Below are 18,825 nucleotides of genomic sequence, written 5' to 3'. Positions count from 1 at the left end.
GCCGGGGCGCGCCCGGCAGCATTTCAGTTCAGATTTGGAAAGGGGTTATTGCAGGACGGCAGGCAGCCAGAGCGCAATGTTAGGGATCGCAATCAGTGCCGCGACCATGACCAGCATCGCCAGCACGTAAGGAATCGCGCCCAACATGACCTCACTCATCTTTCCCGATTTCCGCGCGCCTTGAACCACATAGAGGTTGAGGCCCACAGGCGGGGTGATCAGCGCCATTTCAATGAGCACGATCATCAGGATGCCGAACCAGATCGGGTCATATCCTTGTGCGACCACCAAAGGCACGATGATCGGGATCGTCACCACCATCAGCGAGAGCGTCTCGATGAAGAAGCCAAGCACGATGTAGATGCAGACCACGACGAGGATGGTCATCAGCGGCGACAGGCCCAGACCGTCGAGGAAGCCGGATAGTTCTGCCCCAAGACCAGCCGAGGCCAGGGTGAAGTTCAGGAAGGACGCGCCGATGACGACGAGCATGATCATCGAGGTGATCTTGACGGTGCCCATGACGGCCTCTGCCAGCATACTCAGGGTTACCCGGCTGAAAATCGACGCGATCAGCAACGCGCCTGCGACGCCCACGGCAGCGGCCTCTGTCGGGGTGGCCCATCCCTTGTAGATCGAACCGATAATGATGGTGAACAGCAGAATAATGGGAATGAGTTGCAGCAGTGCGCGCAGCATCTCGGGGAAGGGAAAGACCCGGCGCTGGCCGCCAAGATCGGGCCGGATCGTGCAGATGATGGCGGTGATCGCCAGGAACCCGAGCGCCAGCAGGATGCCGGGCATCAGCCCCGCAAGGAAGAGCTGCGGGATCGAGGTTTGCGTGAGGAACCCGTAAACGATCAGGTTGATCGAGGGTGGGATCATGATGCCAAGCGTGCCGCCCGCCGCGATTGCGCCGGAGAAGAGCTTGGGGTCATAGCCCAGCTTCTCGGCCTGCGGCATGGCCACGGTGGCCACGGTCGCGGCGGTCGCAACGGACGAGCCGGAGGTGGCCGAGAACATGGTCGCCGTCGCCACATTGGCATGAACCAGACCGCCCGGCATCCAGGACACCCACCGGTCAAGTGCTGCATAGGTGCGGGCGGCAATCCCGCTGCGCACGAGGATTTCGCCAAGCAGCACGAAGAAGGGAATGGCGATCAGCGTGGCATTGTTCGAGGTGGACCAGACCAGGTTGCCAAGCCCGCGCATCAGCGGGAAGGGACTGAAGAAGATGTCGGTTCCAAAACCAAGCAGGAACAGCACGATACCCACGGGGATCGACAGCGACAGCATGGCCAGCAGCCCGATGGAGACATAGGTGATCACAGCACTGCCTCCTCTTCGCCAAACGCTCCGATGGCGGCCTCGGACTGGCTGAACTCGCCCTTGGCGACCAGCATCAGCGCCGCCAGGAAGGTCAGCCAGGACACGATGGCGAACCAGACCCATCCGGCAAACCACGGTCCCTGCACCAGCCAGAGCGGTGTTTCGAGGGGCGTGTTGGCGCGGGACATGTTGGCGATGGACCGGTCCAGCACCGGCCAGCAGCGCAGGGCAATCAGCGTCACCGTGCCCGCCATGGTCAGCATGGCGAAAAGATCGAACAGCGACCGGCCAAGGGCCCCCACGCGCCCCCGGAGGATGTCGATGCGGACATGGGCCAGTTCCAGCAGGGCGTAGCCCATGCCCCAGGAGGTCACGATGGCCATGACATACCCGCTGATCTCGTCGGTGCCACCGAAGGAGGCCCCCAGTTTGCGCAAGCCCACATCCAGCAGCACGAAAATCGCGCAGAGGAACAGCACAAGGCCGATTGCCAGGGCCACCCACCGGTTGAGGCGGCGCAGGAGGGAGAGAATGGACTGGGCCATCTGGGGGCGCTCCTTCAACGATCCGGGGTCAGTTGACGGGAACCGTCACGCCAACGGTGGCGCCAACGCTGTCGTTCCAGCGGCTGGCCCATTCGCTGCCCGCGCGCTCGGCCCACTCGGGCAGCACTTCGGTCACCAGAATATCGCGGGCGCGGTCGAAATCGGCATCCGACACCTCGACAAGGATCATGTCGCGGGCCTCGCCCGCCGGGCACTCACCATTGCCGGTCAGGCAGGCGATGTCATTGACGAGCGCATCCTGTGCCACGGCCCAGGCCGGGTCTTCGAAACCGGTGGCGATCTCGGATTCGATCAGCGCCTGTGTGTCTGCGTCCATGCTGTTCCAGCGGTCGAGATTGATCGCGGTCACGACTGAATCCCAGCCCCCGAGCGGGATCGGCAGCAGATGGGTGGAGACCTCCCACCATCCGGCGGAATAGCCCGAGCCCGCACCTGTTACGGCACAATCCACGACGCCGCGTTGCAGGGCACCCGGCACCTCGGAGAAGGAGACGTTGACGCCTTCCGCGCCAAGCGCCTCAAGGAATTTCGCGGTCATCCGACCCGAGGCGCGGATCTGCAGACCGGCGAGGTCATCGAGGCTGTTGATCTCGGCATTGCAGAACACGACCTGCGGCGGGTAGGGAGCGATGGCCAGCACATGGCTGTTGAAGCGGGTGTTGAAGATGTCTTCGACCATGGGGCGGGCGGCATCGACCATCGCGCGGGCCTCGTCTGCGGTCATTGCCAGCAGCGGCACGTCGAGCCCTTCCAGCTCCGGTGCGTCGGCCACGGCGTAATCGGCCACGGTCATCGCCACGTCATAGACCCCGTCGCCAAGCAGGCGATAGACGTCGCCCACGCCCAGGTTCATCTGGTTATGGGTGGTCAGCGCCACGGTGATCTCCCCTCCCGAAGCGGCAGGCAGGGTTTCGGTCCAGAAGGGGGCCTCGAACTGGTTGTGCAAGGGCAGGCTGGACCAGCTGCCGACGACCGACAGATCCTCGGCCAGGGCCGGGGACGCGGCCAGAACGGCGGCGGTGATGGCGATTGTCTTTTTCATCTCGTCTCTCCTTGTTGGATGTTAGCTGTTTTGTTCTGAGGAAATCACCGGGAATTCCGCGTCGTCGGGCACATCGGTGATCAGCATGTGCCCTGGCTTATGGGTGATGCAGAGCGGCAGTTTCGCGCGGGTGACGGCCACTTGCGGGGTCACGCCACAGGCCCAGAAGGTGGGGATATGGCCCGGCGGCACCGGGGCGGGATCGCCCCATTCCGGGCGGGTCACATCCGCGATGCCAATCTCCGCCGGATCGCCCCAATGAACCGGCGCGCCATGGCCGAGCGGGTAGCGGCCCGACACCTCGATGGTGCGGGCCAGCTGATCCTCCGGGATCGCGCGCATGCTGACCACCATGGCCCCGCCGAAGGGGCCCGCGGGCACGGTCTGGATGGAGGAGCGAAACATCGGCACGGTGCGGTCATTGTCGATATGCCACATCGCGATGCCCTCGGCCTGCAACGCTTGCTCGAAGGTGAAGGAACAGCCGAGGGCGAAACCGACGAGGTCATCTGTCCAGATGTCAGAGATGTCGGTGGTGGAGCCGCTGAGCTGCCCATCACGATAGATGTTGTAGGCGGGCACGTCCGTTCGAAGGTCCAGATCATGGCCAAGCGTTGTCAGCATCGGGTTGCCGGTGTCGGAGACTCCCACCAGCGGGCAGGGCTTGGGGTTGCGCTGGCAGAACCGCATGAAATCGAGCGCATAGGCCTCTGGCATGATCGCAAGGTTGGCTTGAAGATATCCGCCCCCCAGACCAGCCGTGTGGGAGGTGTAGTTTCCCGCCCGGATCGCGGCCCGTATCTCGGGCAGGGATTTGTGTTTCAGCAGGCCATGAGTCGTTTTCAAGGTCGGGTCCTCCAGTTGGAGGAAGTATCGAAAGCTGATGCGATAAGATCAAATTGAATGATTTTTGAAATAGTGATCAGAAATTTTGATCACTTGGCAAAGTTCCGCGCCACATTCTGCGCGATATGGGCCGCGGTTTCCACGATATGGCTCTTGGGTTCGCCCAGGAAGGACGCCGTGAAGCGCAGCGGGCTTGGCACCCATCCGGGGTCGAACTCGCGGATGCGGCCTGCGGTGACCATCGGGGTGCCGAGGGTGCGGGGCAGGGCGGCGACACCCAGGCCCGCCTCGACCAGCCGGAAGCAGGCCGACAACGATGAGGAGGGAAAGGTCGACACCTGCGGCCCGACCCGCGCGGCCAGTTCTGCCTTCAGCTCCCGAAAGGGCCGCGTGTTGCGGGCATAGGTGATGACAGGTTTCAGCAAGAACCCGGCAGGGCCTTCCGGGGGAACCTCGGCCTCTGCCGCGCAGTACCAGGCAAGGTCAAAGGCGGGCAGGTCCACATTGTCGACGGAATACTCCGAGATCGGGCCAAGCAGGATGGCCAGGTCGATCTCCCGGTTCAGCAGATCGGCGCGCAGGTTCATCGAGATATCCACGTTGATCTCGATATCGAGCGTTGGATAGCGGTGGTGCAGGGCCGCGACGAATTCCGGCAGCCAGCATTGGGCGATGGTTTCAGACACGCCAAGGCGCAGGTGGCCTTCGACGCCCGCCGGGTCCATCACGTCGCGGCCCACGCGTTCGGCCAGTTGTTCCATCTGTTCGGCATATTGCACCAGCAGATCGCCGCGTTTTGTCAGGCGCACGCCATTGGCGGTGCGTTCAAAGAGCTCCGCCCCGAGCGAGGCTTCCAGGTTCTTGATCCGCGTCGTGACCGCCGGTTGGGTGATGTTCAGAACCTCGGCCGCCTTGCGGATGCCGCCCATGCGCACAACGGCGAGGAAGGTGTGCAGCTGGTCGAGATTCAGTCGGGCTTTCATGACGCGCGTGCCTGCGTGGGGCCGGGGGTAGCCCGACCCTAAGGCCGCGTCACCCCGCTTGGCAATGCAGGGCGTCAGTCGTTGTCGGTCAGCCCCGCGCCCGCCCCGGCAAGGCGGCTTTCCTCGGTCGCGGGCGCATAGGTGCGATGCGCAAAGATGTTGAGGGCCGCTACGGTGTCCGCCGAACATGCGGAGCGCAGCCCCTCAGCCACGGGGTCCCCTGCCGGATCGACGCCGAACCGCAGGGTCACGGGCGCAGAGGCGGGCGAAGGAATGCCTTTCGTTTGAAACAGGGTTCCCTCGGGGGACAGGGTGACCGCCGTATCAGAGACCGCAATTCCGACCGTCCGTCCCTGAGCACTTGCCATCCAGGACAGGAACGGCAACAGCAGCAGCGGACTTGCCATATTAGACAAGACGAGCGGGTCAGAGCCGGACCCGGCCATGCCGTCGGCCAGCATCGTGCCAGCCAGGATCGGACAGGCGGTGCCGCCGGGGGCGGTCCAGCTGTCGGCATCGGGGGTAAAGGCACCAAGGTCCTGACCGTCCACACGCTTCAGGTGGTCGGCCAGTGTCTCTGCGCCCAGCAATCCCCGCGCCTCCAGCCAGCGCACAGCGCGGCCCGCGTCCTCGGCCAGACCCCAGGAATATCCCGCGCCACGGGCGGCTTTACGGGACAGGGCTTCGATCTCGTTCAGGGACCATGTCATTGGGCGGCCTCCTCTACCGGGGGAAAGGTCCAGTCATCGGCGTCACCCTCCGCCAGATCGGCAGGGAAGGGCGCGTGCTGATACATGTTGATACGCACCCACCGGTCGGACCTCGGGTCGAAATGCACAGCCCCAAAGAAGGCCAGCTTGGCGCGCAACAGATCAATGGGCAGCAGGCCCGCACCGATGGTATTGTCGCGGATCTCGGCATAGGGGAAGCGCGCGGCGATCTGAGCGCGGCGGGCGATATGGCGATGCTCGGGGTGGTCCATCAGGAAGCGGGCCACGGTCCCGGCATCGCTGGCCAGCAGATCGTTATGCATCCTGGCCGCATCGCGACCGGGGCAGAGCGGCAGTTCATAGGGTTCCACCGGTTCGGCGTAGCGGTCGCCAAGGCGCGGTTCCAGCTTCTCCTCGGAGGTGTACCAGACATTTTCCTGCGCGGCCTGCGCGGTCCAGTCGATGGTCAGTGCCCAAGCATAGATGTCTTCGACATGGGCGCGGAACACATCCAGCGGCATGGTGCCCTCGATGCGGGTCGGCGTGGTTTCATCGGCGGCCATGGCAGCGGCGAGGTCATCCACAAGATCGTCATGGGGTTCCAGCAGGAGCGAGACTAACTGTTCCTGCCCCTCCAGCGTCAGGTTGGCCTCGCCCCATTGCCACAGCGCGTTCCAGGGCTGCGCGCCGGTCAGGTCGGCGGCGTTCAGATGGGCAACAAGGGCGTCCATATCCCGGCGCAGATCCTCCAGTTTCCGCTGCTGGATCGGATGGTCGGAATGCCAGTCCAGCGCGTTGATCTGGGCGCGGCGGGCGAAGCTGCGGACAGCCTCTGCGGTACCGGGCAGAGCGGAGGGCAGCGACCTTACACGCGCCAGGGCCGCCTCCCGCGCGGCAATCCAGTTGTTCAGCAGGACCGGGTGGTTGATCAGATAGGGCGCAATGCCGAGCCCGGTGGAATTGCCGATCCCGAAGCGGCGGCGGAGCGCGGGGGCCAGCGGCACGGCACTGTCCGGCGCGCGCATCCTCGCCATGTGTTCCACAAGGTCCATCACGAAGGCGCGGGTCAGGAAGACGCTCAGCATCTCGATCTGGAACGGGGCGTGAAACTCGGGCCTATGGGCGGTCTTTTCCCGATCCGCCGCGCCCAGTTTGCCGGAGCCGTAAACTGCCGTCGTGCGCATCAGGTAGCCCACATCCGCGATGCGGGCCTCGTCCGGTTGCTGGCCAGCGGCCAGCGCCTCAACCACGTGATCCCAGAGCCGCACGGAGCGGTTGGCGCGGCTGACCGAGAGGGAATTGTCATCCACGCGACCGGCCTCTTGCAGCGGGATGTTTGCGCGCAGGCGTTCGATTTCCGCCCGGTCCGGAATGCCATCATAGAGCGTGAAGGTCGCGTCCCATTCGGTGGCGATCACCCGGTCGGAGCGCTTTTCGGGCGGCAGATCATTGGCGAAGGCGACCAGCGAATAGCTGTGATCGGGGCCGTGTGCGGTGTAAACGGCGTGGCCGACCCCCTTACCGTCAATCTCGAACTCACGGCGTTCAAACCGCCAGTTCTCGGCTTTCAGGCGGCGCAGCAGCACTCGCATGAAGGACAGGCGGCACTGGTGGAAGGACCCCATGCGCGCCAGGGTCATCACCGTGTTCGGGTCGCGCGGGGCGATGGTGGCGGTGCGTGGCTGGGTCATATGGGGTCCTCCGTCCCGTGAGTGGTTCTGTGGTGGCGGCCCCAATCTGTCAGGGCCGCCGGGTGCTACGTCAGATGCGCCCTTTGGCCAGCGTGATCCGGAGCGCGTCCCAAAGCGAGGGCAGCAGCACCAGCGACACCGGTACAGCGGTGACGACGATGAAGCTTTGCAGCTTTCCGATGGTGCCCGAGCCTGTGTAGATCAGGATCAGCGCCATTACCCCCATGGCCACGCCCCAGAAGACGCGGACGGGCAGGGCGGGCTTGTCCTCGTTCGACATGGCGACCGAGATCACATAGGTCATCGAGTCGCCCGTGGTGGCCACGAAGACCGTGGTCAGGATCAGGAACAGGACAGATACGATGAAGCCCATGGGCAGTTGCTGGGTAATGGCCAGCAGCGCGGCAGGCAGGTTGAAGCCCTCGAACGCGGTTGAGACGGACCCAGGGGTCTCCAACTCGAACCACAGACCGGTGCCGCCCACGATGGTGAACCAGAAATTGGTCACGATGGGGGCAATGATCGCCAGCATGATCACGATGGACCGGATCGAGCGGCCCCGGCTGACGCGGGCGATGAACATCGCCATCAGCGGCCCGTAGCCCAGGAACCAGCCCCAGAAGAACACCGTCCACCAGCCGAGCCAGCCCGCGTCACCGAAGAGCCCCGCATCGCCGCGATGCATCGCCATCGGGATGAAGTCGGTGATGTAGGTGGTGAAGCCGCCAAAGAAGCTCTGGAAGATGAAGCCGGTGGGGCCCGCGATCAGCATGAAGGCCAGAAGCGCGCCTGCCAGGATCACGTTGAAGCGGCTCAGGATCTGGATGCCCTTGGACAGACCCGACATGGCCGACGCGGTATAGAGTGCGACAAGACCAAGGATCACCGCGGCCTGCGTGGCGAAGCTGTCCGGGATGCCAAAGAGTGCGTTCAGGCCGTAGCTGACCTGCAGGCCCAGAAAGCCGATGGGGCCAACGGTTCCCGCCACAACCGCGATGATGCAGGAGGCATCGGCAATCAGCCCGATAGGGCCATTGATCGCGCGATCACCAAAGAGCGGGTAAAGCAGCGTGCGCGGGGCCAGCGGCAAACCCTTTTCATAGTGGTAATGCATCAGCATGACCGTGGTCAGCGCGCCCAGGATCGCCCAGGCCAGGAACCCCCAATGCATGAAGGACTGCGCCATGGCAGGCGCCACATCCGCCGCCGTGCCGCCCTCGCCGCCGAAATGGGGCGGGGAGTAGAGGAAATGCGCCATCGGCTCTCCCGCCGCCCAGAAGACGCCGCCGCCCGCCAGAAGCGTGCACATGATCATGGCGCCCCACTGGAATACGGGGAATTCAGGCGCAGTCAGGCCACCCATCAGGGCCTTGCCACCGGGAAGGACGATCAGCACGAGGCCGATCACGAAAGTGGCGAGCAACAGGATCTGCCAGTAGAGCCCAAAGAAGCGGGCCGACCAGGCAAAGCCGGTATCGACAAGGCTCGACAGCAGGTCGATGTCGAAAAGTGCGATCAGGCAGAAGATCGCGATAAAGCCGCCGGTGATGACAAAAAGCGGCTTGTTGATATGCCCCAACCCGCTGCTGGCGGTCTGTGGAGCGGTGATGTCGGTCATTCTGTCCTCCCTCGCGAATAACCTGAGGTGCCTTTACCGCGAAGCACGCGGCGCGGGCGCAGTCCGGCCATCAGGCCGGGGTGAAGTTTTCCTTGAAGAACCGGTGCCAGTTGCCGCCCATCAGCCCCGCGACCTCTGCGTCGCTGAAGCCCTTGGCGCGAAGGCCCGTTTCGATATTGCCGAAATCGCGGTTGTCGCCGAACCAGTCGGGCATGGGCGGGAAGCCGGGCGCGGATGCGCTGCCCTCGCCATAGTCGATCTCCTTCGACCAGCGGCCCACGCGCATCCATTCCACGACGCTGTCGGGCTGATCCTGACAAAGGTCGCTGCCGATGCCGAAATGCTCCACCCCGAACTTGTCGGCAGCCTCCGCCACCATCGAACAGAAGCTGTCCAGCGTGCAGGCGGTCTTGTCCTTGAGGTGATGGGGATAGAGCGAGAAGCCCATCATGCCGCCGTTTTCGGTGACGGCACGCACCACGTCGTCACGCTTGTTGCGAAGCGCAGGCTGCCAGCTATGCAGGTTGGCATGGGTGATCGTGATGGGCCGGGTGCTGATCTCGGCTGCTTCGATGGTGGAACGGTCGGCGCTGTGGCTCATGTCGATGACCAGCCCCACGCGGTTCATCTCCTTGATGACCTGCTTGCCCATGCGGGTGATGCCGGGATCTACCGCCTCATAGCAGCCCGTCGCCAGAAGCGACTGGTTGTTGTAGGAAAGCTGCATGAACCGTGCGCCAAGCTTGTGCCAGACCTCCACGAGGCCGATATCGTCTTCGATCGGAGAAGGGTTCTGGAAGCCGAAGAAGATCGCGGTTCGGCCCGTCTCGCGCGCCTTTTCAACGTCGCTGGCCCACTGCCCGTGAAAGATCAGGTCCGGGAACTGTTCGAACCAGCGGTTCCACTTCTCCACGTTCAGCACGGTTTCGCGGAAATTCTCGTGATAGGCGATGGTGACATGGACCGCGTCCACGCCGCCCTCGCGCATCTGGCGGAAGATCTTTTCAGACCAGTTGGCGTATTGCAGGCAGTCGATGCGATAGGTCATTCCGGTGCCCCCGCAGAGATATAGGCGGTCTTCACGGTGGTGTAGAATTCCGCCGCCGTGCGGCCCTGTTCGCGCGGGCCGTAGCTGCTGTCGCCGCGTCCGCCGAAGGGGACGTGATAGTCGGTGCCCGCCGTGGGCAGGTTGACGGTGACCACGCCGGTGCGGGCGTTGCGGCGGAAATGGGTGGCCCGCGCGATGGAGCGGGTGACGATGCCCGAGGTCAGGCCGAAATTGGTGTCGTTGACCGTCGCCAGCGCCTCGTCATAGCTGCCCACCTTGATTACGGAGGTGAGCGGCGCGAACATTTCCTCGCGGTTGATGCGCATGGCGTTCGTCGTGTTCAGGAACACGCCGGGGGACATGTAGTAGCCCTCGGTTTCCATGTTGAGGCGCTGGCCGCCGCAGGCCAGTTCTGCGCCCTCGGATGTGCCAAGCTCCACATAGGCGAGGTTTTCGTCCAGCTGCTGCTGGCTGACGACAGGTCCCATCTGGGTGCCAGCGGCCAGCGCATGACCGACTTTCATCGCCTTCGCGCCCGCCACCAGTTTTTCGACAAAGGCATCGTGGATGCCCTCATGCACCACCAGCCGCGAGGACGCGGTGCATTTCTGTCCGGTGCCGCCGAAGGCGCCGCCAAGGGCCAGCGTTACAGCAAGGTCCAGATCGGCGTCATCCATCACGGCGAGCGCGTTCTTCGACCCCATCTCGGCCTGGATCTTGGTAAAGTTCTGCACCGCAGCCATGGCGATGCCGCGCCCCACGGGGACCGATCCGGTGAAGGAAATGGCGTTAATGCGCGGGCTTTCCACCAGCCGCTGACCCACGTCGCGGCCTGCGCCCATGACAAGGTTGAAGAGCCCCTTCGGGATGTCCTGGCGGCTGATGATCTCGGTCAGCGCGACGGCGCTGGCGGGGGTCGCGTTGGCAGGCTTCCAGATCACGGCGTTGCCGTAGCAGAGCGCCGGTGCGATCTTCCAACTCGCCGTCGCGGTCGGGAAGTTCCAAGGGGAAATCACCGCCACGACGCCCACAGGTTCGCGGCGCACGTCGATCTCCACCCCCGCGCGCACGCTGTCGGCATTCTCGCCCAGTTGCCGCAGGCATTCGGCCGCGTAGTAGGTGAAGAACTGCCCGGCGCGGTAGACCTCGCCCTTGCCCTCGGCCAGCGGCTTGCCTTCCTCGCGGGACAGCAGCGTGCCAAGCTCCTCGGCGCGTGCCATCAGCTCATTGCCGATATTCATCAGCACGGCCTGCTTGCGTTCCATCCCGTAGGCAGCCCATTCCGCCTGCGCGCGGGTGGCGGCCTCCAGCGCGTCGTCAAGCTGCGAAGCGCTGGCTTGGGTGAACAGGCCGACAAGGTCGCTCAGATCCGACGGGTTGCGGTTCTCGATCTCGGAACTCCCCGACACCCAGTCCCCGGCGATGTAATTCAGCTTTGTCTCGGTCATCTGGCGGTCCTCTTTCTGCGCGCATTTTATTGCGGGAGAGGGCCATAGAGCGAGGATTCAATCAAACGCAAAGAAATTGAATTTGCTTAAGAAGAACTGAAGTCAGTGATCCACACCGGTGATCCGCGCATGTCGGATCGACTCGGCCAAGGCCCGTGCGGCGGGGGTCAGCATTTGCCTTGGCTGGGTGATCATCCAGACCTCTCGCCGCGCATCCGTATCGGCCAGGGGCAGGAACGCGAGATCGGTGAACTCGGGCAGCACAACCAGCCGGGGCAGCACGGTGATGCCGACACCGGCCTTGACCAACCCCAGAAGCGAAGCCGTGTTGCGCACCATCAGCCGCGCTTTGTCCAGGATCGGGGCAAAGCCCTCGTGCCGGATCTGGCTGCACAGCCCATTGGCAATGAAATCCACACCGTCCAGATCGGCCCAGGTCAGCTGATCCCAGTCTCGCGCCAGCGGGTGATCACGGCGGCAGATCACGCCGAAGCGGTCGGAAAACAACGGGCGGCAATCGAAGCCCTGTAATGCGCCTATACTGGCCAGACCGATATCCGCCCGTTCCGCCTTGAGGTCTTCGTGTACGGCGGCGGAATCCATGTCCGCCATATCGACGCGCACATTGGGGTGATCCAGAAGAAAGCGCTGCAGGATAGGCGGCAGGACAGATTGCGCCAGCGAGGGTGTGACCGACAGCCGGACAAAACCGAGCTCTGCCCGCGACAGCCCCTCGATCGTGGAAACGGTGCGGTCGAAATGGTCCAGCTCCCGCCGGGCTTCGGCATGAATCAACTGACCAAGGGGGGTGAGGCGCGATTTCCGGGCGGTCTCGAACAGGGGCGCGCCGATATGCTCCTCGAACTGCTTCAGCATCATCGACACGGCAGAGGGTGTGCGCCCCAGCTCTGCGGCGGCCTCGGCCAGCGAGCCCTGATCCACCACGGCCCGGAAGCAGCGCAGCATTTCGATCTTGATGGACAAAGGCGCCCCTCCAGTTCAGATTTTCTGAAATAAATTCCACAAAATTGAGTCTGTTGCAATCTCTGGTGCGCAGCTATGCCTGCCGATGTTCGAAACGCAACTGGACCTCCACCCCCATGAACATGATGACCAACGCCGCCGCCCCCGTGACCAAACTCGGCGGCTCCCCCCGTTTTTCGGCCATTGCCACGCATAACGGCCTTGTCCACCTCGCCGGTCAGGTGTCGCAGCTGGAAGATGGTGACATCGCCGCGCAGTCCCGCGACGTCTTCGCCAAGGTCGATGCGCTGCTGGCCGAAGCCGGGGCTGCCCGCGAAAACCTTATCTCTGTCCAGATCTGGCTGCGCGAGATGGAAGATTATGACGGCATGAACGCGGTCTGGGATGACTGGGTGTCCGACATCACCCCGCCGACCCGCGTTTGCGTCGAGGCCCGCATGGCCAAGCCCCACTACCGCATCGAAGTGCTGGCACTGGCAGCCATCGGCTGACCCCGTCCCCCCGCAACCCAAGACCCCGGCCGGACTCGATCCGACCGGGGTTTTATTTGTTTATAAGCAGATAACAGGCTGAACCAAACGCAAAGCCCGAAGGCGCGCTGCTCGAAACCGGTCGTGATGTGAAGGAAGTGGCAGCCCGTAGGTCCGCAGCGATGGCGTTGCATGGGCTTTCACATGGAATGATAGAAATCTTCATATCATAGGAAAAACAATTATTTACAAGGTTTCTTGTTTCATCCTGGTGCAGCATGTTGTAGGCAAGCATTTCGATGTTGGTGGGATGGATGGCGGGATAGATGCCAAGGAAACCTAAAGAGCTTTCGCCTCTCGAGTTGCGCCGCCTGACGGACCCTGGCCTTCACGCCGTGGGCGGTGTGACAGGCCTTTACCTCAATGTCTCGGACACCGGCGCTAGGTCATGGATCCTTCGCGCGACCATTGGCTCAAAGAGACGGGAGATGGGTCTTGGACCGTTTCCGGATGTCGGTCTTGCAGAAGCCAGACACCTCGCTCGCGAGGCCAAGGCGGTGATCGCACGCGGTGGCGATCCGATAGAGGAACGTCGTGAAGCGATGCTGACTCTGCGTGCCTCCCAGCATCGAGGAAAGCCCTTCGGCGATGTTGTCGAGGAATTCTTTTACGCCAAGAAACGGCCTGAGCTCGGCAGCGACAAGCATGCGCGGAACTGGCTCAGCTCGGTCCGTCAGCACGCCCTGCCGTCCCTTAAATTAAAGCCTACTGCAGAAATCGACGCGCGGGATATCTTGAATGTGCTAGAGCCAATCTGGCTTGGAAAGACGCCGACGGCGAAGCGCCTGCGCCAGAGACTGGAGGAAGTCTTCGAGTGGGCCAAGGCGCATGGTCACTACGATGGTGAGAATCCCGCTCGTTGGGCGGGTCACCTGAAAGAGATGCTCCCTAAGCCTGATCGCGTCTCGAAAGTTGTCAGCCATCCGGCCGTTGGGCTCACAGATCTCCCACGGTGGTTTGAGCGGGTAAAAAGCATCGAAGGAATGGGGGCTCGCGCCCTTCAACTTGTCGCGCTGACCGCGGCGAGGAGCGGCGAGGTTCGCGGAGCGGATTGGACAGAGATTGACCTGAAGCGGAGGCTATGGACGATTTCGTCGGAGCGCATGAAAGCAGCGCGCGAGCACCGGGTTCCGCTTGCGAACGCCGCATGTGCGGTGCTTGAGGCCACTCCGAGGTTCCTCGGATCCGATCTACTTTTCACGGCCCATCGTGGCGGAGCGCTATCGGATGCGACAATTTCCAAGGCGATGAAGCGCGCGCACGCACTCGACCTTGAGTTGGGAGGGAAGGGGTTTCTTGATCACCGGTCGGGACGACCCGCAGTGCCGCACGGACTACGTTCCTCGTTCCGGGATTGGGCTGCAGAGATGACCGATTACCCCGCCGAGATGGCCGAGCTCGCTTTAGCACACCAGGTCGGCAATGAAGTCGAACGTGCATACCGCAGGACGGACCTGTTGGAAAAGCGGAGGCAGATGATGGAGGACTGGGCGTTGTTTTTGATTTCATCGAACTAGTGATTTGCACCTCACGCATTTTTCACGATTGAAGCATGGTGCCCTAAACGGGTCCTGTATCCCCGAGCAAAACCGTCAGATGACGTCTAGGTCCCAGAAGGTGTCTTTCATGCTTAAAACACAAAGTCCCTACACTTTTGCTGGCAGCTCAAAAAGACCTCAGATGCGAGAAAGATGCCAGGTGGGTCGTATGTTTGACGAGAGGCAGTATGTCGGGACATCTTCGCCGGAAAATAACCCATCTCGGGAAACAAGCACTGTGCGCCAGCCGCGCGCAGCTGCGCCGAGGATGTCGGTGTGCAAGGTGTCGCCGCACATCGCTATGCGTTCAACGGGGACGCCCGGCAAAGAGGTCTCGACTATCTCGTAGACCTCAGGAAAGGGCTTCCCGAAGAAACGGACGTTGGGAATGCCCCGGTCCACGAGCAAATGCCCGAAATGACCCGGCTCCAAAGTGAAACCGCCTTCCCGTGGCGCCACGAGGTCGGCATTCGCAATCATCACCGGCCGTGGCCGCTGTTCCAGCGCTTGCTGTAGGATTTTTTGCCGTTCAGAGGTCCAGATCTCGGTAGATAGGAACAAGAAAGCGTCGACAGACGCATAGTCGGCAGGATTGTCCAGCAGTCTGGTGGTCTGAGCAGGCACATCAGACAGATCGTCGGATGGCGCCGCGATACAACCCCAACGCCCAGGACCTAACGCCGGAAGCGTTGCATCCCGGCTGGTCACGATTTCCTCGGGGGCGACTATTATCCCCAGCTTGCGGAACTTTTCCACGGCGCGATCATGATGATAACTTGCCGCGTTCGATAGGATACGGATCGCGCACCCGAGGGCGCGCAGTTGATCCAGTCTAGCAGCCGCGCCCGGGATGGGGACTTCTCCGACATTCAGAACGCCGAACGCATCAAAAACGAATGCGTCGATCTCCTCGGTAATGTCGAGCAATGAAGCGATGTTGCGAGTGTCAGCTTCGAAGGAGGCCGTAGGCATACGCGGTCGCACATACTCGTAGCGGCTAAAGATGCTTTCAACACTCTCCATGGCGGATGGCGGCCTCTTGCTCTGCTGGGCGAGACCTTAGGGGCTCGCGCTTCGAACCGTAGGATTGCCAAAGCAGAATTGGAAGAAAAAAACGACAAAACGACAAAATATTGCGATGCGCTGGGCAGGCGCACTGATCAGCAGGATCTCTGTGAGACATCTTTGTGCTTTGAAAAAGAATAAAAAATACTCAAACTCGTTGCGAGCATCCGCCTTCAGTCCGACCGAGGGACTCAGAAAAATGTTGTTATGTTGCATCTCGAGCCATAGACTTTGCTCAAAGCAACAGGAGAATCGCGTGGCGTCGAAAAAGATCAGACGGCGGGACTTGATCCAGCAGATCGTGCAGGAACGCGGTGCAATCAGCGTGGGAGCTCTTGCAGACATGCTCGGTGTCTCGACCCAGACGATCCGGCGCGATCTCGACATGCTCAGCGACAGTGACGGGCTGCGCCGGGCTCATGGCCGGATTGAGCTGGCCGAGGACAGGCTGAACACTCCATTCGATCAGCGCGCTGGCACCAACCTTGTCGGCAAGCGCGCCATCGGCGAGATCGCAGCCTCCCGGATCCCTGATGGTGCGACGCTTTTCATCTCGATAGGTTCAACAGCCCTAGGCGTGGCCAGGGCGCTGCATCGGCGCAAAGAGCTGACGGTGATCACGAACAATCTTAGCGCGGCGATGGCACTGAGCGAAGAGGTCTCCAACCGGATCATTCTGCCTGGGGGCGAACTGCGTCTTCCGGACCGCGATTTCGTCGGCGAGGAGGTCGTCGCTTTCTTCGGTCGCTACCGCGCTGAATTTGCGATCTTCGGCACGGCTGGCGTGGATGTGGATGGCGGCCTGCTGGAATTTCACCAGGCGGAGGTGCGGGCGACCGAAAGACTTCGGCAAAATGCCGAAACATCGCTTCTGGTCATCGACCACAGCAAGTTCGGGCGCCTTGCTCCGGCTATGGGCGGCAACATCGCCGATATCGATCTAGTGGTCTGCGACCGCGCTCCCGGCGAGGCGTTCGCGCCGCTGATCGAGGCATTGAACAGCCAAATCATATTTGCAGAGGACAGCGAATGACCAGCAGCGAGCCATTCGTGCGCGTCGAGAATGTCGCCAAACGTTGGAACGGCCAGCTCGGTGTCGAAGAGGTCGATCTATCGATTCCGCGCGGTTCATTCGTGGCGCTTCTGGGGCCGTCGGGCTGTGGCAAGTCCACGACGTTGCGCCTTCTTTCAGGGCTGGAGTTGCCTGACGAGGGCACGATCACCATCGACGGGCGCGATGTGACGACGGCGGCCCCGTCCGAGCGCAACCTTTCGATGGTCTTCCAATCCTACGCGCTCTTTCCGCATTTGAGTGTTGCCGAGAACGTGGTATTTGGCCTCAAGGTGCGAAGGGTGCGCGCTTCCGAGCGTCAGGAGAAGCTTCGCCGCGCACTGGAGATCACGGGTCTACTCGGCTACGAGACGCGAAAGCCCGGCGAATTGTCCGGCGGTCAGCGACAGCGCGTAGCGCTCGCCCGTGCCATTGTCGCCAACCAGCCACTTTGCCTGATGGACGAACCGCTGTCGAATCTCGACGCAAAGCTGCGTGCGTCGGTTCGAAAGGACATAAAGAAACTGCAAGTCGATCTCGGGATCACGGTCATCTACGTCACCCACGACCAGACCGAAGCCATGAGCATGGCCGATATCGTCGTCTTGATGAAGGATGGCCGCATTCAGCAGACCGGGTCACCCGAGGATCTCTATTACCGCCCCGCCAATACATTCGTCGCCGAATTCGTCGGTTCGCCGCCGATGGCGCTTATCGCGGGGGCAGCGCTGCCGGGCTTCGAGGGATACGACAAAATTGGACTGCGTGCCGAGGACGTCCAAGTGGTTGAGGCCGGAAATGGACGGCTGACCTGCCGCGTCTCGGAGTGCGAGTTTCTCGGCTCGGAAACCTTCGTTGGCCTGACCCATTCCTCTGCGTCCGGTCTGACGGTCAGCATGCCGGGGCTTCGTAACATACCCGCGGGCAAGGAACTCGAAATCACCTTTTCTGATGAGGATCTGCACTTTTTCGACTCCAGCGGCAGGAGGATATCGCCGCAGACGGGCGCGATCGACATATGAGGATGACGCGCCCTCTCAACAAACTAGGGAGGAACTGATGACTTGTTTCAGAAGACTTGCCGTTGGCAGTGCCGCGGTCGCGTTGCTGGCAGCCCCGCTCGCAGCGGAGACGGAATTGACCATGTATTATCCGATCGCGGTTGGCGGTGCCTTGACAGAGGTCGTTGACGGGATTGTGGCCGAATTTGAGGCTGCGAACCCAGATATCAGCGTGGAGGCCATCTACTCCGGCAACTACGACGACACCCGTGTGCGGGCCTTGTCGGCCTTGGCTTCGGGCGAGCCGGCGCAGCTTGCGGTGATGTTCTCTATTGATGCCTACGACCTGATCGAGCAAGGCTTGATCGTGCCTTTTGAAAGCATCGAGGGCGTTTCGCAGGAATGGCTGGACAGTTTTTATCCCGCGCTAATGGCCAACAGTCGGATAGAAGGGCAGACTTGGGGCATCCCGTTCCAGCGCTCAACCATCGTGGCCTATTACAATCGTGACATGTTCCGCGAGGCGGGCCTTGATCCTGATGCGCCTCCTTCGAGCTGGGAAGAGATCGTCAGCATGGGCCAGGCCCTGACCGACGAGGACACCTGGGGCCTCATGATCCCCTCGACGGGCTATCCCTACTGGATGTTCCAGGCGCTGGCTATCCAGAATGGCGAAGAGCTCATGTCGGGCGACGGCCTGACCACCTATTTCGACGATCCCGAAGTCGTAGAGGCGCTGGAGTTCTGGCTTTCGCTGTCAACCGAGCACGGCATCATGCCGACCGGCACTGTGGAATGGGGCACTCTGCGTCAGGCCTTTCTGGAAGGTCAGACCGCGATGATGTGGCACTCGACCGGCAACCTTACTGCTGTTCGCAACGCCGCGACGTTCGATTTCGGTGTCGCAGAGCTTCCCGCAAACCTGCGCCCCGGTTCGCCGACAGGCGGTGGCAACTTCTACATCTTTGAGGATACCACCCCCGAAGAGCGCGCGGCGGCCTTGCGGCTGATCGAATTCATGACTTCACCCGATCAGGCGGCGGCATGGTCGATTGCGACTGGCTATATGGGCGTCTCGCCTGCAGCTTACGAAACCGAAGAGCTGCAAGCTTACACCGCCGAGTTCCCGCCGGCGCTTGTTGCTCGCAACCAGCTCGAAAACGCTGTCGCAGAGTTCTCGACGTTCGAGACTGCGCGGGTGCGCGAGGGGCTAAACAATGCGATTCAAGCCGCTCTGACCGGTGCCTCTACGCCGGGCGATGCCCTGTCAGAGGCCAATGCCGCGGCCGTCAGGTTGCTGCGCGACTACCAGTAATCCGTTGCTGCGGGCGCCCGGCTTTTTCCGGGTGCCCGCCCGCAATTGGCTCCGAAGGGC

17 protein-coding genes are annotated in these 18,825 nt (G+C 62.3%); 5 read left to right on the top strand and 12 right to left on the bottom strand.

The genetic code is table 11. The features are described 5' to 3' along the window. Positions 1-45: 45 nt before the first annotated feature. The 11 genes from EP237_RS11795 to EP237_RS11745 form a co-directional block, all read right to left on the bottom strand. A complete protein-coding gene (locus EP237_RS11795) occupies positions 46-1,329 on the bottom strand; it encodes a TRAP transporter large permease (protein ID WP_127561101.1) in 1,284 nt (427 codons plus the stop codon). Continuing rightward, entirely contained in the window at positions 1,326-1,874 is a 549-nt protein-coding gene (locus EP237_RS11790) for a TRAP transporter small permease subunit (RefSeq protein ID WP_127561100.1), read from the bottom strand. The genes EP237_RS11795 and EP237_RS11790 overlap by 4 nt, the downstream gene beginning before the upstream one ends. 28 nt (positions 1,875-1,902) lie before the next feature. Beyond that, complete coding sequence (locus EP237_RS11785; protein WP_127561099.1) at positions 1,903-2,937, bottom strand: TRAP transporter substrate-binding protein; 1,035 nt, start codon at positions 2,935-2,937, stop codon at positions 1,903-1,905. 21 nt (positions 2,938-2,958) lie between these two features. After that, on the bottom strand, positions 2,959-3,783 hold the full coding sequence (locus tag EP237_RS11780) for a putative hydro-lyase (RefSeq protein WP_127561098.1): 825 nt from the start codon (positions 3,781-3,783) through the stop codon (positions 2,959-2,961). A gap of 89 nt (positions 3,784-3,872) precedes the next feature. Then, complete coding sequence (locus EP237_RS11775) at positions 3,873-4,766, bottom strand: LysR family transcriptional regulator (RefSeq protein ID WP_206052288.1); 894 nt, start codon at positions 4,764-4,766, stop codon at positions 3,873-3,875. Positions 4,767-4,840: 74 nt separating this feature from the next. Further along, entirely contained in the window at positions 4,841-5,476 is a 636-nt protein-coding gene (locus EP237_RS11770) for a DUF3726 domain-containing protein (protein WP_127561097.1), read from the bottom strand. Beyond that, a complete protein-coding gene (locus EP237_RS11765; protein WP_127561096.1) occupies positions 5,473-7,167 on the bottom strand; it encodes a hypothetical protein in 1,695 nt (564 codons plus the stop codon). Before EP237_RS11765 ends, EP237_RS11770 begins: the two co-directional genes overlap by 4 nt. A 70-nt stretch (positions 7,168-7,237) precedes the next feature. Further along, positions 7,238-8,785 carry a BCCT family transporter gene (locus EP237_RS11760; RefSeq protein ID WP_127561095.1) on the bottom strand — a complete coding sequence of 516 codons (1,548 nt, stop codon included), beginning with the start codon at positions 8,783-8,785 and terminating at the stop codon, positions 7,238-7,240. A 70-nt stretch (positions 8,786-8,855) separates the two neighbouring features. Next, positions 8,856-9,833 (bottom strand): membrane dipeptidase, encoded by a 978-nt coding sequence (locus EP237_RS11755; RefSeq protein WP_127561094.1) that lies wholly within the window; start codon positions 9,831-9,833, stop codon positions 8,856-8,858. Next, positions 9,830-11,281, bottom strand: a complete 1,452-nt coding sequence (locus EP237_RS11750; protein WP_127561093.1) for an aldehyde dehydrogenase family protein — start codon at positions 11,279-11,281, stop codon at positions 9,830-9,832. The genes EP237_RS11755 and EP237_RS11750 overlap by 4 nt, the downstream gene beginning before the upstream one ends. 102 nt (positions 11,282-11,383) lie before the next feature. After that, the gene (locus EP237_RS11745; RefSeq protein WP_127561092.1) at positions 11,384-12,265 is read right to left on the bottom strand and encodes a LysR family transcriptional regulator; all 882 of its coding nucleotides are present in this window, start codon (positions 12,263-12,265) and stop codon (positions 11,384-11,386) included. Between the two features lie 44 nt (positions 12,266-12,309). On the opposite strand from EP237_RS11745, the gene EP237_RS11740 reads away from it, so the two are divergent. Further along, a complete protein-coding gene (locus EP237_RS11740; RefSeq protein WP_240661613.1) occupies positions 12,310-12,756 on the top strand; it encodes a RidA family protein in 447 nt (148 codons plus the stop codon). 305 nt (positions 12,757-13,061) lie between these two features. Further along, on the top strand, positions 13,062-14,312 hold the full coding sequence (locus EP237_RS11735; RefSeq protein ID WP_127561091.1) for a tyrosine-type recombinase/integrase: 1,251 nt from the start codon (positions 13,062-13,064) through the stop codon (positions 14,310-14,312). Between the two features lie 159 nt (positions 14,313-14,471). On the opposite strand, the gene EP237_RS11730 is transcribed toward EP237_RS11735, so the two are convergent. Beyond that, positions 14,472-15,356, bottom strand: coding sequence for an HAD-IIA family hydrolase (locus EP237_RS11730; RefSeq protein WP_127561090.1), 885 nt, complete (start codon positions 15,354-15,356; stop codon positions 14,472-14,474). A 298-nt stretch (positions 15,357-15,654) separates the two neighbouring features. Between EP237_RS11730 and EP237_RS11725 the strand changes: the two genes are divergently transcribed. From EP237_RS11725 to EP237_RS11715, 3 genes are read left to right on the top strand one after another with little or no spacing between them, the layout of a single operon-like run. Next, positions 15,655-16,431 (top strand): DeoR/GlpR family DNA-binding transcription regulator, encoded by a 777-nt coding sequence (locus tag EP237_RS11725; RefSeq protein ID WP_127561089.1) that lies wholly within the window; start codon positions 15,655-15,657, stop codon positions 16,429-16,431. Beyond that, complete coding sequence (locus EP237_RS11720; RefSeq protein ID WP_127561088.1) at positions 16,428-17,471, top strand: ABC transporter ATP-binding protein; 1,044 nt, start codon at positions 16,428-16,430, stop codon at positions 17,469-17,471. The genes EP237_RS11725 and EP237_RS11720 overlap by 4 nt, the downstream gene beginning before the upstream one ends. Positions 17,472-17,508: 37 nt before the next feature. Further along, positions 17,509-18,765: an ABC transporter substrate-binding protein gene (locus EP237_RS11715; RefSeq protein ID WP_127561087.1), complete on the top strand. Its 1,257-nt coding sequence runs from the start codon at positions 17,509-17,511 to the stop codon at positions 18,763-18,765. The last annotated feature ends 60 nt before the right edge of the window (positions 18,766-18,825 follow it).

Source organism: Nioella ostreopsis, from assembly GCF_004000255.1.
GTDB lineage: Bacteria > Pseudomonadota > Alphaproteobacteria > Rhodobacterales > Rhodobacteraceae > Nioella > Nioella ostreopsis.
This window is presented reverse-complemented; position numbering and strand designations above follow the sequence as displayed.